A 25,570-nucleotide genomic window follows, 5' to 3' on the forward strand; every position below is an offset into this window, starting at 1 on the left:
TTGTGATACTTGGTAATCATTCCCCCCACGAAATTTATTGCCATTAACTGAAGTAATAGCACGTTTTAACTGATGGTATGCTTCACCTCTGTTCAAGGCTTGCTGGACGTAATGACGCAACGTTGAATTATCAACATACTCCAAAACATAAATAGATTTAATTAAACGGTCGTACTCATGCAATGCTGACAATCTTCGGCTCTTGCCGTTACTCAACTTTCTAATGATTGTGCTTTGAGTGGTGGTTTTACGACTCAATGAACAAACAATATGCTGAATATTGTCCCATTCTTCAGCAATTAGCTTATGATTAATATCTTTCTTTAATTGAATACGGCCTCCGTTCTCTTCAGTCACTTCAAATAGCTCAAAAAACACCTTTTTCATTTTCGCGTATCGAGGGGCGAATGTGTAACCAAAGAAATCTAATATAGCGAAGTTAACATTATTGGTACCATGCGTATCGGTCGATAAGGTATTAGGCTGTATATCTGAAGAGTTGTTATAGAGTAAGTCAAAAGCAAAGTGACCTTCATATTCGTTAGCGCCAATGACTTGCGTACTCACCGGAACATGACGTGGTCAACCAAAATTGACCAACCCAGTTAAGCTACTTTTTTCAATTTCTTCATGTCCGCCTCATATTGATTTGAAATTTCCATACTTTATCTAATTCATGTTTTTCTAAATTAGCTAAAATGCAACTCAGAAATGTCCAGAAGTGAGTTGTGTGGTGTCGAGTGGAGATTGTACGATTAAGCCCCTAAGTAATTAGTCCGTCAGTCTCCCTCGGTAATCAAATTAGTACATCTTAGCGATCAAATTGGTAAAAAATTAGACATGTAGATGAATGCCCACCTTAAAAAATAGACAGCGGGTTGGGCTGGGTGATTTTTCTGGTGTTAGACGCCAGCAACCCATGCGGCAGAATGGTTGCTCACTTACTCGTCTATTTTTAGCGGGAATTCTTAGCCAACTGTACGCGCTGTATGCAGATTTAAGCAGTCGAGTGATGCGCACTTTGGAGGAGATGGCACCACGAGTAGAGGTTTACTCTATTGACGAAGCGTTTTTGGATTTAACCGGTATTGAGTCTGCCATATCTCTTGTCGAGTTCGGACAACAAGTGCGAGAGCGCATAGGCCACTGGATTGGGATCACCGTCTGTGTAGGCATTGCACCGACTAAAACACTCGCCAAACTGGCTAACCATGCCGCCAAAAAATATCCAGCTACTCAGGGGGTTGTAGACCTGACCAATCCAGATCGGCAACGTCGATTGCTCGCATTAGTCCCGGTTGATGATGTTTGGGGCGTTGGTAGACGGCTTTCTAAGCGTTTAAATGCGTTGGGTATCACCACAGCCTTAGATCTCGCCAATGCCTCTCCTAGAGCCATCAGAGACCAGTTTTCAGAGGTTTTAGAAAGAACCGTCAGAGAGCTCAATGGTGAGTCGTGCATTGAACTTGAAGAGATCCCGCCAACTAAGAAGCAAATCGTCTGTAGCCGTTCATTTGGCGTAAAAGTGACGCACTTTGAATTTTTAAGTGAAGCCGTATGCGAATACGCAACCCGCGCCACTGAGAAACTTCGCAAAGAACAGCAGCAAGCCAAAGTGCTGACCGTGTTCATACGTACCAGCCCCTTTAAGGACAACGAGCCGCAGTACAGCAACTCTGCATCGGGTGAATTGCTAATCCCCAGTTGCGACACGCGGGATTTTATCGAGCTGGCCAATCACTTACTCAAGCGGATATGGAAGGATGGTTTTCGTTATGCCAAAGCGGGCGTCATGCTGTCTGACTTTTACGATCCTGGCATGTTTCAACCAGGACTATTCGATGACGTATCGACCCGCTCTAATAGCCAGCAGCTAATGTCTGTATTGGACACCATTAACCAAAGCGGTGCCGGAAAGGTTTTCTTTGCTGGACAAGGACTCAAGAAAGATTGGTCGATGAAGCGAGAGCATTTGTCTCCCGCTTATACAACACGCTGGGACCAGTTACCGCGAGTGAAGTAGCGCAGTTGACTCAATACGCATTCACTCTGCGACGCAGCATGTTGAGCTTATCAACCTGGCGTCGAATATCACTGAAGAATTCCTCTTTCTCCATGGCCAGCGCTAGCTCCCATTCTTTGGCCAAACCTTGGCAGTCTAAAAATGCGTATCTCAGCTTCGTCTTTGAGATACGCAGCCCCTTGCTAAAGACCACGCGTTTGCCTCGTTGACCGTGAAAACTGTTGATATACCACTCTATGCCAAAGCCATACTTAAAGTCTCTGATACGGACACCAAGCAGACCCCAGTCTTTAAAGGGCTCATTCTCTCGAACCTTGTAATGGGTAACCCAAAAGTCATCAACTTCAGCTCGTGCCAGCGCTTTTAGCCTGTCCGTTTCTTGCTGAAGTAAATCTGATACATCTGCTTTCCATTGTTCATTGACGATTTCTACCAAACCAATTTCCCCATCCAATTAACCCCTAAAGCCAAAACCACTATCCGTTTGGCTTTTGGATCGAAACGCCAAACGTAAAACTGCCGTCACAATCACTGTTTGGCGTCTCGATATAAATCGACTCGCTCAATCCCATACCCGACAAGGGATACAGGCTGATTTCACTTAAAAACACCTAAAAAGACGTATCGCCATGAAGATACAAACCGTTTGGCAAGTTCAGGCCAGAATGCAAACGACGTTTGGCGTCTCAATTTTTTTGGCTAGGTCACCAGCCGCCAAACAGAGCCTATTCTCATACTTTTGCAAAAATGCAATAGGCAGATAGATGAAAGGATTTGTCACCTTTCTGCCCACCGCCAGTGCACCGAATCCTGATAATGACATTTGAGTAAACCGCCAGAGCACTTGGAAATGCCCAAGCGTGAACAGCGCGGTTGATTGAAAACCGTTAGAGCACTTTGAGTGCACAGGAGATAAGTATGTTTGTACTAGGCGTAGATATCGGTTACTCAAACCTGAAGCTGGCAATTGGCCAATCAGGTAGTGAACCGAAAACCATTATTCTACCTGCGGGTGCCGGTCCAGCGGATCGTATGCCGGAGCGTATCGGTGGAGGCGATGATGAAACTTGTTTGTATGTCTCTGTCGATAATGAGCGCTGGGCCGCTGGTGTTCCTGCTGGACGCCTTCAAGGCTGGGAACGAGAGCTTCACCCGGAATATCCCACCACAAAAACCTATAAGGCACTTTTTCATGCCGCCTTGTTAATGGCTGAAACAGAATCCATCGATTTGGTTGTCACTGGATTACCGGTTTCCCAGTTTCATGAACCACAACGTAAGTCTGACCTTGTGCAGCGTTTAAAAGGTGTCCATCAAGTGACGCCTAAGCGCAGCATCACCGTTCATGACGTCAAAGTACTACCACAGCCTGCCGGTGCCTATATGGATCTGGTTCAAACGGGTGGTGATCTGGGCTTGATTGAAGAAGGTCGTGTCGTCGTCATTGATCCCGGCTTCTTTTCTGTTGATTGGGTTGCCCTTGAGGCCGGAGAAATTCGCTACAGCTCATCAGGAACCAGTCTTCAGGCAATGTCCGTGCTACTGGAAACCATCGATAAGCTGATTTCGGAAGATCATGGTGCCAAAGTCGGAATGGATCGACTTGAAAAAGCCATGAGAACCGGCGACTTACAGGTCCTGCTATTTGGAGAAAAAGTCGATATTTCACCTTATCTGAATGCTGCCATGAAAAAGGTAGCGCCTGTTGCTCTTACAGCCATGCGTCAATCCATGCGTGACGAAAGCATTAATGCGGACTTGGTATTGATCGCCGGAGGTGGAGCCTTGGCTTATAAGGAAGCGGCCAAGGAGATTTTTTCACGAAGCAAGATCATCGTGCCTGAGCAGTCTGTTTTGGCGAACGTCCGAGGCTTCTGGTTTTATGGGGCATGATCATGAGAGTTGTCGTCAACATTCCCCCAGGGAGCCACCCAGAACTACTCAAAGAATTGGAAAAGACGCCACCACGGGAACGCGCTGAGCGTCTGCGGATGCTGGCAACCTTTGGGTTAATTCAAATGAGCCAACCCAATCTATCCACGACATCTGTACCGGTGGATGGCCTTGCACCAGATGGTGAAGTTACTTCTATGAGTACAGCGCCAGAACCCAAAGCAGAAACACGTAAACAATCATTAAAATCAAAACTAGGGCTGGGCTTATAACATGGCGTTATCAGTTAGCTGGCTCGATGCCAGGTTAAATAAAGAAGCAAAAGAAACCGTAGTAAAAGCCGACCGAGATGGGCTAAGTGCTCGGGTATCGCCCAAGGGCAAAATTGTTTTTCAGTTTCGTTATCGGTTCGATGGCAAGCAACAGCGGGTAGACATAGGTACTTACCCCCTTATGAAGCTGGCTGAAGCCAGGAATGAGCTGGATAGGTTAAGGGCAGTACTTGATCAAGGCCGAAACCCCAAGCTTTACCTACAGCAGGAACGGGCTAAGTATTCTGCTAATCAAAGCTTCGAATCGATTTTTCGAGACTGGATAGACTCTGCCGGTAAGCAAGGGCTAAAGGAGAAAACGTGGCACTACCAAAAACGCAGCAGTGAAATATATTTGCTGCCCCGACTTGGCAAGTATCCATTAACTGACATCACTGAATTGTCCTTGCGAAACTGTCTTCGTGAGGTTTCGGAATCGTCTCCGTCAAACACAGAGCGCCTAGTGTCTGTACTGCATAAGTTCTATGACTGGCTGATTGATGAACAAATTTTGGAAATTAACGCTGCCGCTGGGATCACAGCAAAAAAGGTTGGCGGTAAAAAAGGAAAACGAACTCGGGTGCTAAATGACAACGAGATCAGGATACTTTGGCGCTATTTGCATGAGTCAAAAATCACTGAGAAGAATCGCATCTACATAAAACTGCTTCTCTTATTGGGAGGGCGCAAGGGCGAACTCATTCAAGCTGAAAAGCATCACTTTGACTTGCAATCTGCAATGTGGACAGTGCCCATAGAGATCCGCAAACAAGGTGAGAAAATTGGAGCGCCGATCATGCGGCCATTGATTAAGCCAGCTATTGAGCTGATTGAACTGGCGATGCAGATGAGCAAATCAACTTACTTGTTTCCCGCGAACGGACAAGAAGAGCTTGCCACAAATGGCTTTGATACCACTATTCCTAACAATGTGAAAATCTGGGCTCGCAGATCGCTTGGTATTGAGATGGAACACTGGTCTATGCATGATCTTCGCAGAACGATGCGAACGCGAATGTCTGCCATCACGACGCAAGAAGTTGCCGAGTTGATGATTGGCCACAGCAAAAAAGGGCTGGATGCTATCTACAACCAATATCAGTACCTGGACGAAATGCGTCATGCTTACGACGTTTGGTATCAACAACTAGAAACCATCATCGAGCCGACAGGCTTTCCATTCAACTGGCGTTTCGGACAATAAGGGGTAGCTGAATTAAGGAAGAGACTGAGCTAGTACAAATGACCGAGTCAAGTAGTGCATTTGGCTCGGTTTAGATTAGTTGTTTTTCCAGTTACAAAAAAACAACTTATCGAATAATTATTATAAGTCTCACGACGCCTCAGAGAGAGGTATTTGCAATTCATCCACAAGGGTTTGCTTAGATTTATACTCTAGCTCGCTTCTCTTTATTTTTAGCTTTTGTAATAAAGCACTATGAGTCACCTCGAAATCATTAAAAATTGTAGACCAACTTTTAACGTATACTCGAATTCTTTCATCCGCCCCGGAAACAAGGCCCGCGCCGCCCTTACCAGCAAGGTCTTTCAACCGCCTTGTAATTTGAGTATCATTCTGGGAGATTTTAGTTCCAACAAGAACAACATCAAATCTCATTCTCTCATCATTAAAGGCAGGATGCTTATCAAGTACCTCAGCATAACGTTCAGCTTGAGCTAAATGTTTCTTATTCAATGCTACACTTGGTCTTTTTATTTCAATGATCGTACATTTAATAAATTCTTCTTGTGTAGAATGATCAATTGTGACCATTTTGCGTGCAAGAAACAAATCTACTTGGCCTTTTGCCCCCTCTATGGTAGCGCCTTCAATAAGATCACTGGTACTGATATCGTCCCCATCCAATATTTCAATATCTGAATTCCGAAGATTTCTAGCTGTATTAGAAAAGTCATCCTCTTCGGCACCTATAGTTGTGTACTGAGGGCCAAACAACCATGTATTAGCCTCAATAATACCTTGTAAGTCTGGTGTTTCTAGAACTTCTTTAGCGTGCTCTTTAAAAAGGTACTTCATTTTCTGTACGACTAGATCTCGCTTATGAATGTGTCCAATCGTGCTAATTATATAATCAAGTTTAGATTTACTTATTTGAGATGCAAATTCATCCATTTGCTCCTTATTTAAGTCTAAAACGCCTTCCAATATATCTATCAAACTATCATTTTCACTTGATGTAGATAGCCTATCAAGCAAACCGATTATAATTTTTGTTTGCTTAGCCTTTAGCCCATTAAAAGCTGCTGGATCAGCAACGCAGATACTAGTTACTAATTTCTTCGTATGTGCAATTCTAAAGGAACGATCTTCGTCAGACTCCCAATTGTAAACAGGAAAATATCCTTTTTCTTCGAAAGAATCGACAAGCTGAACAGCTCTTTCTCTAAGGAACCCCTGATAAATCTCGGCTGTTTTGTTGCGCAGTTCTTTTAGCAGCATAGCTAAAACTTTATTCCCATCACTCTTTTCACTAATGAAGAGATCAGCATTTGGAGATGAGGTATCTTGAAAATTATCGAACCACTCAGATTGTATATATCCACTTATGAAAAAATTGTTTTTGTAGTTAAAACCAGTCAGATTTCTATACTTCTGATGTTCTTTTGAATCTCTAAAATAATTGTATGACTTTTCACCAGATGGTTTTTTTATCCACTGAATGATACTTGAACTAAATATATTTCCATCAACATCTATAAGCTCTTGAAACAACCTATGTTGGGGAGGCGTCACTCGGACTCTATTAACTGATATTTTAAGGTTAGAAAAAACTATTAGCTTCCAACCAAATTCATTTGAAAGCTCCTCCATGATATTTTCAATATTAGGGATTTTTTGAGATTTTTCACTCGTAATGCCCGTAAGAAATACTGATGTCCCACTTCCATTTGAAAGAATACTACTATGCTGTTCTTTATCGTCGATCAACTCAACTTTGTACGTTTTAATACGAGACGAGTCTATGGTAATACGTGCATTCTCAGATTGTCTTCTCGTAAGCCAGGTTGCTGTTGCAGCATATTTATGAAATGAATACCGCCCTCTGCCTTGACTGCCTTTTTGGGTAACCTGTTTTTTGGATGAGTCATCCCAATTATCAAAATTTCGGTCTAGGTTATGAAAGTCAATTCCTTCACCATTATCATGGATCTCTATTGACTCCACCCCGCCGAGATCACAGGTGTTAATAATGACATCAATATCTGATGCACCAGCATCCAAACCGTTCCAGATATATTCACTCAACATCTTCCAAGCGGGAATTGAGCCGAAACGTTTTTTTATCGACGCATTTGTAATACCTGTTGTCCGTTCTTGAGGAGTCGTCACTTACCTATCCATCCAATCAATAAAAAATCCATGCTGCTATCTTAGCCTAAGTTGGTGTACATATTAACTATATTGTTGGCACAAGCCGGCGTTTCAAAGCGTTAGTCCAAGCTCCAACAGAAAAACTAAGCTACGCTATCTATTCCTAATTCTTCTCATACTCCTCCAAGTCTTCAATGTGCCACAGCTTGTTTCGTGTATTTCGGTTGATACGAGGTTGCGGCAAGCTGCCATCTTTTATTCTTCGCCAGAGCGTCGTATAGCTAATGTGGTAACGAGCCATAACTTCGTAAGACGTTAGAAAAGGGGTTACTTGGTGCGCTACTGCTGTCATCTGCATTCTCCTGAAAATCAATGTAAAGCTATCATCGCCTGATTCATCACTTGTTGATGGTCAGAAAGATGCATGATTTGTTCAGAAGATCAGGCCCATACAAATGAACTTTTAGGACAGCAAGAAAGCAACCGGTAACCAACTCAACCGGCAAACAATTAGAGATAATCGCGAACGTCTTACCATCATTTCTCGATTTTTGGCATAAAAAATATAGGCAAGTTTTGGCTAAAACCCAGTAGGAACAAGGCCTACAGCTAGGTTTGTGTCATGGAATTTGGCTAAAAACGGTAAATATGGCGATTTGTACTCAAGTTTGTACACATTTTCCGAGGTTACGCTTGAACATCATTGAAAAGCAAAGAAACGAGAAAAAGACAAAAAGCCTTTAAATTCAGTACGTAGAGATGTGATTGTGGTGTGCAATGAAAGGTGGTTTTAAGCGTTGAAAGGCTGGGCGGCATCAGGGTGAGAGATGATCGCAAACGTCCTGCGCGCGTTGACTTCATGTAGAAAATTCTGATCTGCCATTTAACCGTTCTTTTTTGTTTGAATACAGATTTGTACATGCATTAGGAGAGGCAATAGGTGGCTCTTAGCTCAGCAAATCCGTCTTGTTAATCGAAATTGGCGGCTATTTTCTCAGATCTTAGGGTCATAAACAATCAAAGGTCACTTAATTGATAGCGATTGTTACCGAGAAAGAGACTCTTTTTGTTACTGCCATTAAACTAATTAAAACAGAACGGACGACACGCCAAAGCCACTAAGGAGCCTCAGTAGGCTCCCCAAGAAGAGTGACTATTTGGCTAAAATCAGATCAGCAATGGCTTGCCCAAGTTGCTGTGTACTTGCATTTCCGCCCATATCGCGAGTCAAGTGATGGCGCTCTTTGATCACCGTTTCAACCGCATCCATAATGGTATCATGCATTGCTGGGCAGCCGAGATGCTGCATCATCATTGCGGCCGCCCAAATAGTGCCGATTGGGTTAGCAATATTTTGCCCCGCAATATCAGGCGCTGAACCATGTACTGGCTCAAACATAGATGGGAACTGTTTTTCAGGATTAATATTCGCAGAAGGTGCAATGGCAATGGTTCCGGTACAGGCAGGGCCTAAATCCGACAAAATATCACCAAACAAATTGGAGCCTACAATCACATCATAAAATTCAGGCATTCTGACCAAGTTGGCGGCGAAAATATCAATATGGAATTGATCCACTTTCACATCAGGGTAGTGTTTTGCCATTGCCGCAAAACGGCTATCCCAATAAGGCATTGAGTGAAAAAGGCCATTTGATTTCGTTGCCGAACTTAAATGTTTTTTCTCCCGTGATTGTGCCAATTCGAACGCATATTTTAATATCCGATCCGTACCTTTACGGGTAAAAATACTTTGCTGAGACACCACTTCATCTTCAGTACCTTCATACTGAATGCCGCCAATAGCCGAATATTCCCCTTCTACGTTTTCACGTACCACATAGAAATCAATATCACCGGGTTTTTTATCGGCTAAAGGGGATTTGATCCCTTCAAATAGGCGTACCGGACGCAAATTAACATATTGGTTGAAAGCACGGCGGATGGGTAACAACAGCCCCCAAAGTGAAATATGGTCAGGCACACCAGGGAACCCGACTGCACCAAGGAAAATGGCATCAAATTTTTTTAACTGTTCTAAACCATCTTCAGGCATCATGCGTCCTGTACGATGGTAAGTTTCACAGGACCAATCAAAATGGGTAAAGTTAAGCTTTACCTGATGTTGACTTGCTGCGGCCTCTAAGACTTTTAATCCCTCAGGTATAACTTCTGTTCCAATACCATCACCTGGAATGACTGCGATATTAAATTGTGACATGTCACGGCACTCCCACAACAATAAATTTTATGAGTAAGTAAGATCTCCAGTTTATGGGTTGCTGTGATAAAGTATAGCGTCGAAGTGTAATCTTTGGGTTTACAAACTATGAACAAGCTACCCGCATTGGAAGACATTAGAGTATTTGTCACTGTTGCTCGCTTAATGAGTTTTTCACGAGCCGCGGAGCAACTGCTTGTTTCACCCGCCTATGTCTCCAAACGCATAAAATTACTTGAAGAAAATCTCGGACAGACGCTATTTCTGCGAGCATCCCGCTCAATTAATTTAACTCATGAAGGACGCATTGTTCTGAGCAGTGGTGAGCGGCTATTACACGAACTCGACAATATGCACAATGCGTTAAACGCCTGTCGAGAGGAGATCCGTGGTGAGTTAAGGGTCAGTTGCAGCACAGGCTTTGGTAGCGCCTATCTCAACCCCTTTATCCTAGCATTACGTGCTAACTATCCACTCTTAGGGATCGACCTTACTTTAACCGATCGTTCCATTGATATTATCAGCGAAAACATTGATCTCGATATTTATATTGGTGGCACAATCCCCGATCATTACATTGCGAAGCAAATCGCCAAAAATAAACGCATTCTCTGCGCTTCCCCTGCTTATTTAGAGCAGCATGGCAGCCCTAATCATCCTCAAGAGCTAGAAAAACAACATTTTTGCATTACGATTAAAGAGCGCAACCAAGCACCTGCACAATGGAAACTACAACATCAAACAGAAAGTATGACGGTGGCACCAAATAGTAAGCTCATGGTGAACAATGGTGATGTCGCTAAACAGTGGTGTATCGGCGGTGAAGGTATTTTGTTGCGTTCATTATGGAGTGTACTACCGGAGTTAGAGAGCGGAAAATTAATTCGCGTACTTCCACAATGGAGCCAACCTGCTGATGTGTATGCCGTTTATTCACGCACCGCCCGCAATAATGCAAACTTACGCGTTTTTATTGAAAATTTAACAGAATACTTATCAAAACATTTACCGCATCAATTTCAGGATGAATAAACAAAAGGTGGACATGAGCCGATGAAAGACACGCAAACATTTGGACAACGTTTGCTGGCCTTATTGAAACAACAAAAAATGAGCCAGTTAAAAGCCGCTGAAGCACTTGGTGTTTCTCGGACTGCCGTCAACAAGTGGACAAAAGGCGGTATGATTGATGAAAACAACCTTGAGAAATTAGCACAATTACTGAATGTTGATAAAATATGGCTCAAATATGGTGAATACACCAATCACGCCTCTACCGCTTCACACCCAGCCATTGTTCGTAATATCAATGAAGTGCATCTTCAAGAGTCCACTGAGATCGTTACTTGGGAATGGGATTTACTCACGGGCGAACTGAACTATTCGGATAATGTTGAAGATGTTTACGGCATCAAAATCACCACTAATGATGATTTTTGGGCTTTAATGAACCAAGAATCGAAAGATAAATTAGTGAATGGTTACTCAAAGATCATTCGTGAAGGTGGCGCCCATGAAATGGATTTTAAAATTGCGTGGGATGATGGCTACCGATGGATCACCTCACGAGCAACCGGTGTTAAAGGCCCAAATGGTAAAGTGACTAAATTGGTGGGGATCAGCCTAGATAACACCGAACGTAAAAATACAGAACTACGGCTACGTAAAATTAAGTGCTACTTTGATGTCTTACTCGCTCACTTTAACCATTTAGTTGTGTTTACCGATAAAGCGGGGGAAATACTTGCCAGTAATCTCGAAAGCCAAACTGCGGATATCGATTATTTGGAATTACAGCGCTTACTCTATCAACTCGCTATCAATCATAAGCCGTGGTTAGAAGGGGTGTATAGTAAAGGTCACGGTCACATTCACTTCCAAGACCGTGAAATTAGTGCCTCTTATCATCTCAATGATGAGCAGCAGCCATTCCTCATGTTTCAGCTTAAATAACACAAAAGCCCCATTATCGGGGCTAGCATACATTACAAATCTAACACTAACCGTTTAGTCTTAGCACGCGAAACACACAACATCATGGTCTTCTGCTCCGCACGCTCATCATCATCAAGGTAGTGATCGCGATGATCTGCCTCGCCTTCTAAAATTGCCGTTTCACAAGTGCCACACACGCCATTGCGGCACAAACATTCAACCTGAATACGTTTATCTGCTTCGATCGCCTGCAAAATGGAGACATCTTCGCTGATATTTAAGCTAAACCCTGAACGTTGGAAATAAACCTCAAAAGCCTCGCCTTCATTTGCTACTTCACCAAAGTTTTCAAAATGAACTTGAGATTCACCTAAATGTGCATTGCCATGTTCGATAACCGCATTAATTAATGATTCAGGGCCACACACATAAACATGGCTATTTTTGGGTTGCGCTTTAACCAACTGCTCGACAGATAGTCGCTGCGCTTTCGCATTATCATAAAGATATAATCGCTCCCCCAATCGCTCTTGAAGCTGTTCAACAAAAGCAGCCGTATTTTGATCGCGAAAACAGTAATGAAGCTCGAACTCCATACCCGTTTGCTCTAATTCATAAAGGTATGAGAGGAACGGAGTAATACCAATCCCTCCCGCAATCAAAATATGCTTACAAGAACTGTCATGTTTCAATGAAAAATAGTTTTGAGCAGGCGATAAATAAACTAAATCCCCTTCCGCTAACTGTTCATGCATATAAGCAGAGCCGCCTTTCGAGTTCTCATCGCGTAGCACAGAAATACGGTAACAATGGCAATCTTTAGGATCGCTAATTAACGAATAAGCCCGCTGTAATCCCAGCTCTTCGTTCATGTGTACCGTAATATGGCTCCCCGCACTAAACGGTTCAAGCAAGGTCTCTTTTGCAACGAACTCGAACATTTTAATGGTTGGGCTAAGTTGCTCTATGCGGCTAACATTTACGGCTATTTTTTGTTGGCTCATCACAATTCCCTCTTTTACTGATTACTGGCTAAGCGATGTCAATACACAGATATTTCACGGTTAGGTAGTCCTCTATGCCATATCGGGAACCTTCTTTGCCTAGGCCCGATTGCTTAACACCACCAAATGGAGCAACTTCATTGGAGATCAGGCCTGTATTAATCCCAACCATGCCGCTTTGCAGTTTCTCTGCCACGCGATAAACACGACCAATATCTTTTGAAAAGAAATAGGCGGCTAAACCATAGATCGTATTATTCGCTCGCTTAATAACCTCATCTTCATCACGAAAACGAATAAGTACCGCAATAGGGCCAAAAATCTCTTCGTGTACGATATCCATTGAATCATCCACATCCACTAACACTTTTGGATTGATAAAATTACCTTGCTCAGTGATTTCACTCCCCAACGTTAGCTGCTTGGCACCTTTAGCAAGTGCATCTTTAACTAATAGATTCATATTATCGATGGCTCGAGATGTAATCATAGGCCCAATATCAGTACCCTCATCCAACCCATTTCCAACACGTAACTGGCTTACTTTTGCGGTGAATTTCTCGATAAATGGCGCATAGATGGACTCATGAATATAAAAACGATTCACACAAACACAGGTTTGCCCACCATTACGAAATTTTGCCTGTATTGCGCTGTTTACCGCTTTATCAATATCCGCATCATCAAACACAATAAAAGGGGCATTTCCCCCAAGCTCTAAAGCGCTTTTTTTGATCGTTGAGGCACACTGCTCATACAGTTGACGTCCAACTTGCGTAGAGCCAGTAAAAGAAAATTTACTGATCAATTCATGGCGTGTGAGTAATTCCCCTAAAACACGAGATTCCCCTGTCACAATGTTCAGCACCCCAGCAGGCACGCCAGCTTGTTGCGCTAACTCAGCAAGTGCGAGAGCCGTAAACGGTGTTTCACTGGCGGGTTTGATGATCATGCTACAGCCCGCTGCTAATGCGGGAGCGGCTTTGCGCGTGATCATTGCGGCGGGGAAGTTCCATGGCGTAATGGCACTACACACACCAATCGGTTGCTTGATGGTTAAAAGACGGTTGCTAGCTACGGTTTGCGGGATCGTCTCACCATAAACTCGCTTGCCTTCCTCTGCAAACCATTCGATAAACGAGGCGGCATAACGAATTTCCCCTTTAGCCTCATTCAACGGTTTGCCCTGCTCTAATGTCATCAGCAAACCTAAGTCATCCATATTGGCTTCAATCAATGTAAACCAGCGATGTAAAATCGTAGCACGTTGTTTTGCCGTGAACTGACGCCAAGCCTCCATCGCATGATGTGCCTTCACAATCGCATCATTCACCTGCTCTGGTGAAAGGCTGGGTACAGTACCCAGCACCGATTGATCCACAGGGTTCAATACTGAAATAGTCTTCGAACTATCCACCCATTGACCATTGATATAGCAAGACTGGCGGAATAGCGCTGGGTTATTTAACCTATTCATATGCTATTTCTCCCGTCACTCAGTGTGTGCCGTTGCAATCAGCTTATGGAAGTGTGCGACGCCATGCTCACTGATCCCACTACGTTGCCTATCAGCCATGATCCGCCCTTGCCCTCGATAGCCACGGGAACGTAACCCTTTTTGAACACTCTCAACGAGGCGCAGATCTTCTGGGCGAAATACCGTCCGATACCACTCCACTAAATTCTTTTGGTACTCCGTCAATTCTTCGTTTAAGAAATAGATATCGTAATGCTGCAACGTTTCTCCCGCACTAACCGGAAACTCATAAATGACGGTCATAAAATCACCACCTGGCGGCATATTAAACATGGTGCTAGGCCAAATCCAAAAGCCGAAGAAACGTGGATTGACTACTGATTCATCAAATTGATATGACGACTCTGAAGGTTTGGCTTGACCAATCTGTACCGTCCAGTTTTCATTCAACTGGTGCTCATACACATTCACATCGACCGAGCTAGCAAAACTGACATGGTTTGTTGGACAGTGATAACATTCGATATAGTTATCAACAATCGTCTTCCAGTTAGCTGGCGTATGGCTGACAAAGCGTGCCGCTAATTTCAGATCACGGATCACTGAGCAAGCTTCTTCCATTTTTGCCGCTAATCCAGGCAGTTGCTCCTCGATAGGTTGAGGCTCGCCTTCTGTCAAATTAATATAAATAAACCCTGCGTGCTCAATCACATGAAAACTGCTCAATGACATGGCATCGGCTTCAAAGTTATTCACGTTTTCGCAGTTTGTCGCATGTGCCAATTGACCATCCAATTTGAATGCCCAAGCATGATAAGGGCAAGTGATGACATTTTTCATTTTACCGCTTTCACCACTGATCAACTGATGGCCTCGATGCGGGCAGACATTATAAAAGCCCCGCAAAACATCATCTCGCCCCCTAACGATAACAAGGCTTTCGCCAATCAACTGGCGAGTGATATAGGCATTTTTCTCTTTCACCTCACTACTGTGAGCAACACAAACCCAAGAGTTAGCAAAGATATTTTCTTTTTCGAACTCAAATACGTCATCTGACGTGTAATAGCGTGCAGGAATGGTCCACGCATTATCAATATCAAGGTGATCATTAATCGAAATGACTTTTTTTGCATTGCTCATCATTATTGCCTCACTTATGTAAACTTATAGTTAACATGTTTTTTGGGAATGTTAATCTAGATCTCAATAATGATCAAACAAAATATTAAACATTATTATAACAATAATAATTTACCTATTTAAAACATATAGATAATGACATATCGTGAAATACATTTGTTAATTACAGGTTAATTAATTGTTGACCACGCAATATTTTCATGGATATTCTCTGTAAACCAAAAGTAGATTCCCTGCAAACCAACTCTCATTAAAAGACATAAAAATAAGTGAGCAACTGGAGAAGAGGTATGATGAATAATAAGAAATCTGTATTTTACGTATCACTCGCCTTTAGTCTGGTATTAATCAGCTTAGGCGCCTTTATACCTGACAAACTCGAAGCATTTTCAAATTACTCTCTGGGTTTTATCTATAACAATTTAGGTTGGTTTATACTCGGAGCCGTTTTTATCTTTTTTAGTTTTTGTATGTATCTCGGTTTTTCAAAGTTTGGTCATATTCGGCTTGGAGAGGACAGTGATCGCCCCGAATATCGTACCGCAACATGGGTTGGAATGTTATTTAGTGCATCGATTGGGATTAGCCTCGTGTTTTGGGGAGTTGCCGAGCCTGTTTCTTACTATATCAGCCCTCCAGTTGGTACAGGCTATACCGAACAAGCAGCAAAAACCGCCATGCAATATGTCTATTTACATTGGGGGGTCTCAGCTTGGGCCTGCTATGCCTTAGTCGGTGTATCATTAGCCTTTTTCCAATTTAGAAAGAAATTACCTTCATCGCTGAGCTCTGTGTTTTACCCACTGATCGGTGAACGTATCAAAGGCTCGATAGGGAAATGGGTCGATGTATTAGTGGTATTGTCGATCGTTATTGGTATTGCGACCTCGCTAGGCTTTGGCACACTGCAAGTTAACAGTGGCATGAATTACTTATGGGGGATCCCTGTAAGTATCTGGATCCAAATTGCGATTATTGCAGTGGTCACCATCATTTATATCATGTCGACCATCTCTGGTTTACAAGGTGCGATTAAGCATTTATCTAACTTAAATATGCTATTAGCATTCGCCTTGATGGGTTTTATTCTCTTTGCTGGCCCGACACAAACGATCCTTAAAGTTCTTTTTCAAGGTATTGGTGACTATGTACAAAACTTTGTCAGTATGTCATTCCGTACTGAACCCTATAATGATGGTGCTTGGATTGCGAACTGGACTCTCTTTTACTTCGGCTGGTGGATTGCATGGGCGCCTTTAGTAGGGAGTTTCGTGGCGCGTATTTCCAAAGGGCGTACCATTAAAGAGTTTATGATTGGCGCTGTCTTTATTCCTGTGTTCGGCTCATTCGCTTGGTTTGCCGTGATGGGAGGCTCAGCCATCCATCTTATCCAAAACATGGGACAAAAAGCACTTGCAGAAGCGGTGAAATCAGATGTGACTTCTGCTTTCTTTAAATTCTTAGACTATTTCCCTGCAAGCACCTTCTTATGCGTATTGGCCATGGTTTTAGTGATGGTTTTCTTTATTACTTCAGCAAACTCAGCCGTATTCGTATTGGGAATGGTCAGTGAAAATGGTAACCCAAATCCAACCCATACGACGAAGACCATTTGGGGAGTGGTTATCGCGGCTATTGCTATCGTATTGATCATCACAGGTGGATTATCCGGTTTACAATCTGCTTTAGTTGCCACTGCTATCCCGCTTTCCATATTAATGCTATTGATGTGTTATTCGACATACAAAGGCCTTAATGAAGAGGTCCGCACAGAAAAAGCAGAAAAGAAGTACCGCAAAAAAAGCCAAGTTGTAATCAATCCCCCTATTCTACCTGCATCTGAAAAGCTATCTAAATAACCCTCTAAAAGCCCATTAGAATAAAACCACAGTTTGGATACTGTGGTTTTTCATGCCGTCAAATAAAAAGCATCCGATTATAAGATCAAACACTAATAGATTAAGAAATCGAAAAAAAATAATATTTTTTTATTATTCCTTAATTAATGAATTAGTTTTTATTCATTAAAAATCGTTATCTAACAAATTGAATTATAGGAATAATAAAATTATGCCAGACAATAAAACCATTAATCACATTTTCCTCAGCAGTGAGATCGCCACGCTTTTACAGGAAAAGTCCTATCAATTCGCTTTAAATGGTGGGCCTCAAATATCAGGAAGTCAAAAATTAGCAGAGCAGGTTGCAACTCAGTTATACAACTTATTCAATGATGAAGATAAGAAACTACTGGATGACTATAGGAATGAAAAAATTCCTTATTTAGTTTTTGAAGGGTTTGTGAATACGGACGTTAATGGTGAACCGATTAACCTTCCGAATAAAAGCGCCTTACCGACCCTCCAAGAATTAGAAAGTGATATCGAAATTTTAAAATTGGCCTCACAAGAGCAAATTATTTTAGCATTATTAAATGAAACCACATTTGCTTATGATACTGAAAACCTAGGAAATATTATTAGAATTGTAGCTAACTTTAATGGCGGTGGTGCTGAAAAACGCCAAAATGAAGCCCCAGATGCCAGTTCCCATTCGGGCAAAGCGGTCGTACCACACACTGAAGACCCTTATTACTCCGCAATTAACGTTATCGATGGGCACTCCCCTTCACCGTCATCGCTGATACTCACTGCAAGGTGGAACCCTTTATCAGAAACAACAAAAGTAGCCCCCATTAAGCGCATCATTGACCAATTATCACCTGAAGAAATCGTTGCTTTAACCACAGCCAGCTTTGATTTCCGTAAAGCGAAAACAGCCAGTGAAGGAAAAAGTATCGGTGGAAAATGTATTTCTATCCTTGAACTTGATAAGCATGGAAAATTGAATATGAATTATAATTCAGAGCGTTTTTCACTCAATCCCGCGGCTTCAGAATTCGTCCAAAAAACGTATAATAAATTTAATTCTATTGCCGAAAATATGGAATTTGATGCCGTCGATTTGCAGCCATATAGGATGATAGTGATTAATAATAAATTAAGCTTACATAGTCGGGATATTGTAAAAGATAACCGCCGTACACTGGTTCGGCTTTTTGGTTACCGAAAAGATGCTGAATATAATATGGTTAGCCAAGACCCACTCATTGTAAAAGGCTAATATGGCTTAAGTATTCGTATTAAATAATCGGCAGGCAAATTTACCACGACCCATATTCGGCCGTGGTTTAATAATCACATTATGCGTCATTAAACAGGGTTAATGCCAAAATAAGCGCATCTTCTCGCCCCTGCTTTGCAGGGTAATAATCTTTACGTACCGTCACTTGATGAAACCCTAATTTATCATACAGGTGCAGCGCCGGTGCATTCGATTCACGAACTTCAAGCCATAATGTCAAAATCCCTTTATCAACCAGATCCTTAATCAGTTGCTCCATTAACATACGCCCATACCCTTTTCCTTGATAATCGGGGTGCACGGCAATATTAAAGAGTGTTGCCTCATCAAGAACACACTGTGTTATAGCAAAACCAACGATCTGATTATTAAGAGTAATTTTGATGTTATGATACTTTTCCCCTTGGTTTCCATAAAAAACACGCTCAGTCCAAGGAAAATCATGACTTAACTTTTCGATTAAGAAAGCTGTCGCAAGATCAGACTGCTTTAGTGCTGAAATTTTCGTCATATTGATAAATCTGCTCCCAAAGTGCCCGTTTAGCGCTATTGCTGGCTGCCAGCTCATCTAATACAGGAGAAATAAAGGTTGTATTTAACCCTTCTGGATGAGATTGGCCGCCTAAGACCCAACAATTTATTGTTATTGGTGTTGGAAGCATTGCCAATTGCTCTGAATTAATACAAACCACATCCGTTGGATAAATTTTCATCGCCAGAAAAATATCTTTTAACAGACGGTTGTTTAAATCAAGGTTCTCATCAGTAATAATAATAAGCTTAGTCGAATCTGGAATTCTTACACCACGTTCACCACGTAATACAGCAGGGTTTCTCACTACCCATTGAGTGATACCCATTTGATTTAAAAGTCTGTCACGTCGTGCCATTCATTTCATTCCAGTCGCTATGTTAACAACGACATCTTATCAAAGCGGATCAATAGCGCCAACAGAGCAATGCTATTTCCCCATTTTCTGATAAAGTGTGCACAAAATAATTAGGCTTACATACATACCATAAACAATTTGCATTGTAGCTAGACGCTAAAACGCGATGGCTCGAAAGATTGAGGGTATTTTAGGAGATCAACAAAGTATGTCACTACTGACACCGGCTAGCGAAGTTATCCAACGCCACCTTGAGCATTTTACCGATCGCCATGTCATTTTAGCGGGTGACATCCAAGATGAATTAGCAGCAACCTTAGAAGCTGCGAGCTTACGTGTTCTCACTAATCAATACCATCGTTGGCAAAATTTGCACTCCTTAATGGGCGACAGTGTGAAATTTGCTGCGGTAGCGGATGCTGATTTTGTACGTCCTTGCAATACCTTGATCTATTTCTGGCCTAAAAATAAACAAGAAGCCTGCTTTCAACTGGATGATTTATGCACTCACCTGACCACAGGTAGCCAAATTTTTATTGTTGGCGAAAACCGTAGCGGTGTAAAAAGTGCCGAATCTATCATGGAAGGCATCGCGACATTGCAAAAAATTGACTCTGCAAGACGCTGTGGGCTGTATTATGGTGAGTTAGAACAACCTACGGATTTTGATATAACTCGTTGGTGGCGCCGCTATGAAGTAGAGAACGTACAGATCCAAGCCTTACCTGGCGTGTTTAGTCACAATGAATTAGATATTGGTAGTGAACTCCTACTTTCTACACTGAATGAGCCTATTACAGGTAATCTACTTGATATTGCTTGCGGTAATGGCGTTTTAGCTGCCGTCGTCGGAAGCCACAACCCTAATGTAACATTGACACTGAGTGATGTGAGCGCGGCTGCTATTGCCTCCTCTATCGCCACATTACAAGCCAATCAGTTAACTGGCAAAGTACTTGCAAGCGATGCCTACTCAGATATCAATGACACCTTTGATTGGATTATCTCTAACCCCCCTTTCCATGATGGGTTAAATACCAGCTACAGTGCGGCTGAAAATATGATTTTCCAAGCCCCGAAATACCTGAAAAAAGGTGGGCGACTCCGTATTGTGGCCAATGCTTTTTTACCTTATCCAGACATGCTTGATAAGGCATTTGGCAGCCATGAAGTATTAGCAAAAACAGGTAAATTTAAGGTTTATCAAGCAATTAAACGCTAATCCATAAACCTCCATGATTTCTATCGCGGCTAACCTAGAAATGGTTGGCCGTTTTTACATCAAATAATAAAAGCATAATAAAAAAATTATTGACGCGCGGCTAAATTAGCCTAAAATCCGCTGCGTACTATCGACACAAAATAGAGTCTGATATTGCGAGGGTGGCGGAATTGGTAGACGCGCTAGCTTCAGGTGTTAGTGTCCTTCGGACGTGGGGGTTCAAGTCCCCCCTTTCGCACCATACAGACTACAATTTTTAATCACCAAGTTAAAAATTAAATCGATAGCTTTCAATGAATTGACAGTACCTGCGAGGGTGGCGGAATTGGTAGACGCGCTAGCTTCAGGTGTTAGTGCCCTTCGGGCGTGGGGGTTCAAGTCCCCCCTTTCGCACCACTGTTAACTTCCTATCTCGATCAACGAACCCTTTCCCTATAACCCGAAGATTCGCTGTAGGCGTGTAAACTACGGTTATCTTATACGCTATGTTGTGAGACTAAAGCCATTAGACTGCATAACAGTGCTATCACGGCGGGGATAATCAATAAGCGCCGAGAGCCGCGGTTGAATAACATTGCGGCGGTGGTTAGCATAGTCACTATCGTGACAGCTTTAAGGCTATTTAGCCCCATATTGCTGAGTAGATAAATCACGCTCAACAAAATAACCGCGAAAACACCCCATAACCCTGCTGTAGAGCGACGTAGATAAGTGCTTTTTGTTACGCTAGTTGGCATAGCGACCTCAACAATCTAAATGATAATGATTATCAATCATATCTTGTTTTTGGCAAAATACAATATTTTTTATTGAGGAAACCATGCCGATTTAAGAAAAAATAAAAGCTATTTATTGATTAAATAAATAAACAAAATGAATATCTTCAGGCTCTAAGGCAAATAGCTCTGGGTCTGGCTTATCCAGCAGTTCACACCCCATATACTGATAAAAATGGACTGTATTTTCAGAAGGCGTTGCTGATACATATAAGCCAGCTGCCCCTTTCTCTTTGGCTAATTCACAGCACTGATTAAATAACATGCCCCCTAAGCCCTCACCCCGATAGCGGTGGCTAACATGTAAGAATGACAATTGAAGTAAATTACGCTCTTCACCACGCCATACATTATCTAAACTTGCAGCGGCGATTAGTGTGTCATGATCAAACACGCCAATAAATACCGCTCCGTTATCATAGCTTTCGAGTAAATGTGGCGTATATGCCTCAGGTTCACCTTCCGGCCAACCTTTCATATCAAAGCGTTGCGCGGATAACACTAATTTCCCATTTTGGTGAAGATATAAATTTTCGATTAATTCTGTTCTATCAATTGACCAAACCGAAGGAACTTCATCCCTTGTTAATTCACGTATTTTTCTCATTTTCTAAACTCAATTGTTCTTTACGGCTTTCTGCTACGCCTTCTAGCGCATGATAAGCAACGGCACAAAATAATGAATTCAACCGTTTCATATCGCCTAGCAGGCTAACATGTAAGTTACTAGTATCTAGACTTTGCATATTTTGTTTGTGTAACCTTTCAACGTGCGCATAAGCAAAGCGTTGGTTAATAAGACGAAAACGGTGTTTTGCACGCCGTAGACGTTTCGCATTATCAATATCGGCCGAAACAAAAACAGACATCCCTAGATTCAAATTCGTCTGTAATCGCTCAAGTAAAGAATGTAGCTCTTTATAACCTTCATTAGAGAAGGAACGGCGATTATCAATCGATTTTTTGACTAACTCAGAAGTCATTCGGTGGATGATAGTCGATGATTGCTGCAAATTAAAAGCAGTATCAATAATTTCAGCCCAACGCCTTGAATCTTCCTCACTGAGTTCGCTTTGATGTAACTGCGCTAAATAGAGTTTAATGCTGCTATGCAGCATATCGACCTCTTCATCCAAGCGGTTAATTTCCCTTTTCTGCTCTTTATTACCGTTAAGAACATCTGTAAAACGTTGAAGCATTAATTCAAGTAGATCCCCCATACGTAATGTTTCTCGTACGGCGTTAGCGATTGCCAGTGATGGCGTCTCTAATGCACTTTTATCCAAATAACGCGGGGCAACCTCTTGCTCCATCGAAGGAACAATAGGGATTAATTTATTACATAACCTCGCCATTGGCCCAACAAAAGGCAACATGACAAGACAACGAGCTAGGTTATAAAACACGTGAAAATAGATCACGATTTCGGCTTCATTAAAGCCGTAGCCCCCAATCCATTCTGCCAGTGGTTTCACCCAAGGTAATACGACAACACAGCCGATTAGTTTAAATAGCAAACTCCCCAGAACGACTTGTCGTGAAATTTCATTTTGCCCGCGGCTACTCATCATGGCGAGTAAGCCACTACCAATGTTAGAGCCAATAACGATACTCAAGCTAATATAAAGAGGCACCAAGCCTGTTGCGCTTAATGTGGCAGTCAATAACACCGCTGCTAAGCTTGAATAACTCACCATGGCAAACAGAGCACCCACCAGCAGTGCCAAAACAACATCCCCACTTAACGAGGTAAAAATTGCCTTCACCGCATCAGCATGGGTAATCGGCTCTGCCGATGCCACAATTAACTGTAACGCTAATAAAATAAGCCCAAGCCCGATACCGACACGACCAATTTGTCCTGTTCGATTTTTCTTTTGGCTTAAAAAGGTTGAAACACCCACAAGGATCAGCAGCGGTGATAACCAAGAGAGATCAAACGTTAACACCCTCGCCATCAACGCTGTCCCGACATCGGCACCAAGCATGATAACCATGGCAGGCGTTAATGAAATCAGCCCCTGAGAAACAAAAGAGATAACCAGTAATGCCGTTGCATTACTACTTTGCACGAGCGCAGTTACCCCTACGCCGGAAAGAAATGCGCTTGTTCTCTTATTAACACTCTTTCCTAAAATACGGCGTAGATCTGCACCAAAAACCCGCATAATACCAGTACGGACAATATGTGTGCCCCAAACTAGCAATGCGACAGATGATAAAAGATGTAAAAGTGCCAGCATTGAAACCCTATGACGTTATATTTGTTATATTTAAGACAATGGTGATAAAACTGTACGAGTGATTTCAAACGGAAGGAGACCGCCTTTTTCACTCTTGCTTGATGGATGAATTAATTAGATAACTTAAAACGTTGCCGAATTAAGTGAAATCATACAATCATACATTATTTTTATTATTATTCAAAAAGTTAACAATAAACCTTAATGCAGATGGTATGAATAAGCGATTAAACTCTCCCCACTATGCCACAATACACATCAAGCAGGCTCAATCGTCTAATCATTTTTTATACCTGAATCGCTGAGTTAACGCAAAAAAGTTAATGTAAGAGAGCGTAAATAGCGGGAGGTTAAAAAGAGGGGGCAATAAAAAATCCTCCGCAATCTCCTATCGCAGAGGATTCCACTTACAGGTTGGTTTATTGTTTCAATCCCATGGCATCGCGCATGGTAAAGAACAAATCGGTTTGGTCAATTAACCCCATGACGTTAGCGGCATGTGGGCCATACGCTGCAACGCGTAACTGTGCGCCGGTGTGCTCTTGTGAATCTTCTTCTTCAGAGTTACCGTAGTTAACCACCATGACGGAACCATCTTTTGTGATCAATGCTTGTGTTAACCCAGTAGACTTGGTTCCTTCAGGGATAATTTGGCTGGAGTGCGCGTGGTCAGCAGTGACAATCACCAATGTATCACCGTGTTTTTTCGCAAACTCTAAGCCAACTTGTACGGCCTCATCCAAAGCTACCGTCTCACCAATTTGGCCACATGGATTAGCCATATGATCTTGTTTATCAATCGAAGCACTTTCAACTTGCAAGAAGAAACCATTCGGGTTGACTTGCAACAGATTGATTGCTTTTTGTGTCATTTGAGCCAATGTCGGTGCATTTGGATCTAGCTTAGCGTTCGGTTTGCACTCAAGCGGTGGATTATTGATATTGCCATAATGCGTTGCTTTAGGGCCTTCCCAAGCAACCGCCATATTGCCATCATGGAATAGGCCTAAAACAGGTTTATCTTGGTTTGCAACAGTAACCGCATCTAAGGATTTGGCATCACGCACGATATTGAAACCACGCTCCTTTGCTTGCTCCTCTAGCGTTTTACCTTTGTACTCACCGGCTTTCGCCACTTGTTTAAAGCTTTTCGCACCACCACCTAATGTAACATCAGCACGGGTAACCAGCAGTTGCTCAGTGATTGAACCACGACCGCCATTCTCTAAGGCATTGCTCGCACATTTTGCGGAGGTTTCTTCTGGCCCATAACATTTACGCGCTGTGACATGGGAAAATTGCGCGGCTGGGGTCGCATCTTGAATTTCAGAGGTCGTCACGTTACCTGTCGCTTTACCATGGCGCTTAGCGATTTCAAGTAAGGTTTCATGGTCTTTATCAAACACATCAACACCTAAAGCACCGTTATAGGTTTTCACGCCAGAAGACCAAGCTGTCGCTGAAGCGGCTGAATCTGTTACGTAATCAGGTTTTTTCGTTTTTTTATCTAATGCGTAGTGAGTATATTGACCAGTAATAGGTAATGCGTCGATACCTTTAAAGAAACCGCCTGCCCCTTCTGCATAATTACGTGCTACCGTAATTTCAGAGTCGCCCATACCATCACCAATAAACAAAATGACGTTTTTCGCCTGCCCATTATGGAGCGCCGCTTTCATAATATCGGTTTGCTCTTGTGCTAGGCGACGAGCACCGCCAAATTTAGTGATATCACCTTGTGCTGCGCGATTTTGTGAAACCGCATCTGTCGGCGTTGCCGCATATACAGGGATAGCACTACCAAAAATCATTGTACTTACAGCAACAGCTAAAATCGATTTCATGCAATGACCTGTCATAACCATTTCCTTGCCAATAATAAAAAGAAATTAAATATGTAATTGCTTCAAATAATGACAGGCATGCTAATTGAGTCAGATGACAGTTGCATGAC

At 42.4% G+C, this 25,570-nt stretch carries 22 protein-coding genes and 2 tRNA genes; 11 read left to right on the forward strand and 13 right to left on the reverse strand.

All coding sequences use genetic code 11. From position 1 onward, the window contains the following. A partial coding sequence (locus PR675_RS16035) for a Tn3 family transposase (protein ID WP_042991769.1) occupies positions 1-567 on the reverse strand: 567 nt, incomplete at its 3' end. Positions 568-850: 283 nt separating this feature from the next. On the opposite strand from PR675_RS16035, the gene umuC reads away from it, so the two are divergent. Further along, positions 851-2,023, forward strand: a complete 1,173-nt coding sequence (gene umuC, locus PR675_RS16040; RefSeq protein ID WP_001142610.1) for a translesion error-prone DNA polymerase V subunit UmuC — start codon at positions 851-853, stop codon at positions 2,021-2,023. Positions 2,024-2,033: 10 nt separating this feature from the next. Here the strand turns inward: umuC and mobI are convergent, their stop codons facing one another. Continuing rightward, positions 2,034-2,459, reverse strand: coding sequence for a conjugative transfer protein MobI(A/C) (gene mobI, locus PR675_RS16045; RefSeq protein ID WP_000229427.1), 426 nt, complete (start codon positions 2,457-2,459; stop codon positions 2,034-2,036). A 482-nt stretch (positions 2,460-2,941) separates the two neighbouring features. On the opposite strand from mobI, the gene PR675_RS16050 reads away from it, so the two are divergent. The 3 genes from PR675_RS16050 to PR675_RS16060 are packed head-to-tail and all read left to right on the forward strand — an operon-like array spanning position 2,942 to position 5,431. Further along, positions 2,942-3,916, forward strand: coding sequence for a ParM/StbA family protein (locus PR675_RS16050; RefSeq protein ID WP_000497807.1), 975 nt, complete (start codon positions 2,942-2,944; stop codon positions 3,914-3,916). Positions 3,917-3,918: 2 nt separating this feature from the next. After that, positions 3,919-4,188, forward strand: coding sequence for a hypothetical protein (locus tag PR675_RS16055; RefSeq protein WP_001995600.1), 270 nt, complete (start codon positions 3,919-3,921; stop codon positions 4,186-4,188). 1 nt (position 4,189) lies between these two features. Further along, a complete protein-coding gene (locus PR675_RS16060; RefSeq protein ID WP_001218618.1) occupies positions 4,190-5,431 on the forward strand; it encodes a tyrosine-type recombinase/integrase in 1,242 nt (413 codons plus the stop codon). Positions 5,432-5,560: 129 nt separating this feature from the next. Here the strand turns inward: PR675_RS16060 and PR675_RS16065 are convergent, their stop codons facing one another. Next, complete coding sequence (locus PR675_RS16065) at positions 5,561-7,579, reverse strand: ATP-binding protein (RefSeq protein ID WP_000211147.1); 2,019 nt, start codon at positions 7,577-7,579, stop codon at positions 5,561-5,563. Positions 7,580-8,714: 1,135 nt separating this feature from the next. Next, positions 8,715-9,782 (reverse strand): tartrate dehydrogenase, encoded by a 1,068-nt coding sequence (locus PR675_RS16070; RefSeq protein WP_004926627.1) that lies wholly within the window; start codon positions 9,780-9,782, stop codon positions 8,715-8,717. Positions 9,783-9,890: 108 nt separating this feature from the next. Between PR675_RS16070 and PR675_RS16075 the strand changes: the two genes are divergently transcribed. Together PR675_RS16075 and PR675_RS16080 are read left to right on the forward strand one after the other, a co-directional pair. Beyond that, positions 9,891-10,814, forward strand: coding sequence for a LysR substrate-binding domain-containing protein (locus tag PR675_RS16075; RefSeq protein WP_004926625.1), 924 nt, complete (start codon positions 9,891-9,893; stop codon positions 10,812-10,814). A 21-nt stretch (positions 10,815-10,835) separates the two neighbouring features. Further along, the gene (locus PR675_RS16080; RefSeq protein WP_004926622.1) at positions 10,836-11,735 is read left to right on the forward strand and encodes a helix-turn-helix domain-containing protein; all 900 of its coding nucleotides are present in this window, start codon (positions 10,836-10,838) and stop codon (positions 11,733-11,735) included. A gap of 32 nt (positions 11,736-11,767) precedes the next feature. Here the strand turns inward: PR675_RS16080 and PR675_RS16085 are convergent, their stop codons facing one another. The 3 genes from PR675_RS16085 to PR675_RS16095 are packed head-to-tail and all read right to left on the reverse strand — an operon-like array spanning position 11,768 to position 15,341. Next, positions 11,768-12,721, reverse strand: coding sequence for a PDR/VanB family oxidoreductase (locus tag PR675_RS16085; protein WP_004926619.1), 954 nt, complete (start codon positions 12,719-12,721; stop codon positions 11,768-11,770). Between the two features lie 28 nt (positions 12,722-12,749). Continuing rightward, entirely contained in the window at positions 12,750-14,198 is a 1,449-nt protein-coding gene (locus PR675_RS16090) for an NAD-dependent succinate-semialdehyde dehydrogenase (protein WP_040132764.1), read from the reverse strand. Between the two features lie 15 nt (positions 14,199-14,213). Next, on the reverse strand, positions 14,214-15,341 hold the full coding sequence (locus tag PR675_RS16095; protein WP_014656833.1) for an aromatic ring-hydroxylating oxygenase subunit alpha: 1,128 nt from the start codon (positions 15,339-15,341) through the stop codon (positions 14,214-14,216). A 293-nt stretch (positions 15,342-15,634) separates the two neighbouring features. Between PR675_RS16095 and PR675_RS16100 the strand changes: the two genes are divergently transcribed. Together PR675_RS16100 and PR675_RS16105 are read left to right on the forward strand one after the other, a co-directional pair. Further along, on the forward strand, positions 15,635-17,200 hold the full coding sequence (locus PR675_RS16100; protein ID WP_014656834.1) for a BCCT family transporter: 1,566 nt from the start codon (positions 15,635-15,637) through the stop codon (positions 17,198-17,200). 211 nt (positions 17,201-17,411) lie between these two features. Further along, the gene (locus tag PR675_RS16105) at positions 17,412-18,464 is read left to right on the forward strand and encodes a hypothetical protein (RefSeq protein WP_040132763.1); all 1,053 of its coding nucleotides are present in this window, start codon (positions 17,412-17,414) and stop codon (positions 18,462-18,464) included. Positions 18,465-18,543: 79 nt separating this feature from the next. Here PR675_RS16105 and rimI read toward each other — a convergent pair whose 3' ends face one another. Together rimI and PR675_RS16115 are read right to left on the reverse strand one after the other, a co-directional pair. Then, positions 18,544-18,996 carry a ribosomal protein S18-alanine N-acetyltransferase gene (rimI, locus tag PR675_RS16110; RefSeq protein ID WP_004926602.1) on the reverse strand — a complete coding sequence of 151 codons (453 nt, stop codon included), beginning with the start codon at positions 18,994-18,996 and terminating at the stop codon, positions 18,544-18,546. Next, positions 18,965-19,375 carry a DNA polymerase III subunit psi gene (locus PR675_RS16115; protein WP_004926599.1) on the reverse strand — a complete coding sequence of 137 codons (411 nt, stop codon included), beginning with the start codon at positions 19,373-19,375 and terminating at the stop codon, positions 18,965-18,967. The genes rimI and PR675_RS16115 overlap by 32 nt, the downstream gene beginning before the upstream one ends. A 208-nt stretch (positions 19,376-19,583) precedes the next feature. Here PR675_RS16115 and rsmC point away from each other — a divergent pair, with 208 nt between their 5' ends. The 3 genes from rsmC to PR675_RS16130 all read left to right on the forward strand — a co-directional run bounded on the left by rsmC (position 19,584) and on the right by PR675_RS16130 (position 20,993). Further along, entirely contained in the window at positions 19,584-20,597 is a 1,014-nt protein-coding gene (gene rsmC, locus PR675_RS16120) for a 16S rRNA (guanine(1207)-N(2))-methyltransferase RsmC (protein ID WP_060560949.1), read from the forward strand. A gap of 155 nt (positions 20,598-20,752) precedes the next feature. Beyond that, positions 20,753-20,838, forward strand: a tRNA-Leu gene (locus PR675_RS16125). Between the two features lie 69 nt (positions 20,839-20,907). Continuing rightward, positions 20,908-20,993 (forward strand) — tRNA-Leu (locus PR675_RS16130). Positions 20,994-21,073: 80 nt separating this feature from the next. On the opposite strand, the gene PR675_RS16135 is transcribed toward PR675_RS16130, so the two are convergent. From PR675_RS16135 to phoA, 4 genes are all read right to left on the reverse strand, one after another. Further along, a complete protein-coding gene (locus PR675_RS16135) occupies positions 21,074-21,334 on the reverse strand; it encodes a DUF1435 family protein (RefSeq protein WP_004926595.1) in 261 nt (86 codons plus the stop codon). A gap of 112 nt (positions 21,335-21,446) precedes the next feature. Continuing rightward, positions 21,447-21,980 (reverse strand): GNAT family N-acetyltransferase, encoded by a 534-nt coding sequence (locus PR675_RS16140; protein ID WP_004926592.1) that lies wholly within the window; start codon positions 21,978-21,980, stop codon positions 21,447-21,449. Next, positions 21,964-23,616, reverse strand: coding sequence for a Na/Pi cotransporter family protein (locus PR675_RS16145; RefSeq protein WP_004926590.1), 1,653 nt, complete (start codon positions 23,614-23,616; stop codon positions 21,964-21,966). Before PR675_RS16145 ends, PR675_RS16140 begins: the two co-directional genes overlap by 17 nt. Positions 23,617-24,035: 419 nt before the next feature. Then, entirely contained in the window at positions 24,036-25,475 is a 1,440-nt protein-coding gene (gene phoA / locus PR675_RS16150) for an alkaline phosphatase (protein ID WP_272582803.1), read from the reverse strand. Between the last annotated feature and the right edge of the window lie 95 nt (positions 25,476-25,570).

The organism is Providencia sp. PROV261, from assembly GCF_028477945.1.
Lineage (GTDB): Bacteria > Pseudomonadota > Gammaproteobacteria > Enterobacterales > Enterobacteriaceae > Providencia > Providencia stuartii.

Bases quoted from the DNA above. Each gene is read 5' to 3' on its own strand.
- umuC (WP_001142610.1), top strand. From the start codon at position 851: ATGCCCACCTTAAAAAATAGACAGCGGGTTGGGCTGGGTGATTTTTCT.
- PR675_RS16050 (WP_000497807.1), top strand. From the start codon at position 2,942: ATGTTTGTACTAGGCGTAGATATCGGTTACTCAAACCTGAAGCTGGCA.
- PR675_RS16055 (WP_001995600.1), top strand. From the start codon at position 3,919: ATGAGAGTTGTCGTCAACATTCCCCCAGGGAGCCACCCAGAACTACTC.
- PR675_RS16060 (WP_001218618.1), top strand. From the start codon at position 4,190: ATGGCGTTATCAGTTAGCTGGCTCGATGCCAGGTTAAATAAAGAAGCA.
- PR675_RS16070 (WP_004926627.1), bottom strand. From the start codon at position 9,782: ATGTCACAATTTAATATCGCAGTCATTCCAGGTGATGGTATTGGAACA.
- PR675_RS16075 (WP_004926625.1), top strand. From the start codon at position 9,891: ATGAACAAGCTACCCGCATTGGAAGACATTAGAGTATTTGTCACTGTT.
- PR675_RS16080 (WP_004926622.1), top strand. From the start codon at position 10,836: ATGAAAGACACGCAAACATTTGGACAACGTTTGCTGGCCTTATTGAAA.
- PR675_RS16085 (WP_004926619.1), bottom strand. From the start codon at position 12,721: ATGAGCCAACAAAAAATAGCCGTAAATGTTAGCCGCATAGAGCAACTT.
- PR675_RS16090 (WP_040132764.1), bottom strand. From the start codon at position 14,198: ATGAATAGGTTAAATAACCCAGCGCTATTCCGCCAGTCTTGCTATATC.
- PR675_RS16095 (WP_014656833.1), bottom strand. From the start codon at position 15,341: ATGAGCAATGCAAAAAAAGTCATTTCGATTAATGATCACCTTGATATT.
- PR675_RS16100 (WP_014656834.1), top strand. From the start codon at position 15,635: ATGAATAATAAGAAATCTGTATTTTACGTATCACTCGCCTTTAGTCTG.
- PR675_RS16105 (WP_040132763.1), top strand. From the start codon at position 17,412: ATGCCAGACAATAAAACCATTAATCACATTTTCCTCAGCAGTGAGATC.
- rimI (WP_004926602.1), bottom strand. From the start codon at position 18,996: ATGACGAAAATTTCAGCACTAAAGCAGTCTGATCTTGCGACAGCTTTC.
- PR675_RS16115 (WP_004926599.1), bottom strand. From the start codon at position 19,375: ATGGCACGACGTGACAGACTTTTAAATCAAATGGGTATCACTCAATGG.
- rsmC (WP_060560949.1), top strand. From the start codon at position 19,584: ATGTCACTACTGACACCGGCTAGCGAAGTTATCCAACGCCACCTTGAG.
- PR675_RS16135 (WP_004926595.1), bottom strand. From the start codon at position 21,334: ATGCCAACTAGCGTAACAAAAAGCACTTATCTACGTCGCTCTACAGCA.
- PR675_RS16140 (WP_004926592.1), bottom strand. From the start codon at position 21,980: ATGAGAAAAATACGTGAATTAACAAGGGATGAAGTTCCTTCGGTTTGG.
- PR675_RS16145 (WP_004926590.1), bottom strand. From the start codon at position 23,616: ATGCTGGCACTTTTACATCTTTTATCATCTGTCGCATTGCTAGTTTGG.
- phoA (WP_272582803.1), bottom strand. From the start codon at position 25,475: ATGACAGGTCATTGCATGAAATCGATTTTAGCTGTTGCTGTAAGTACA.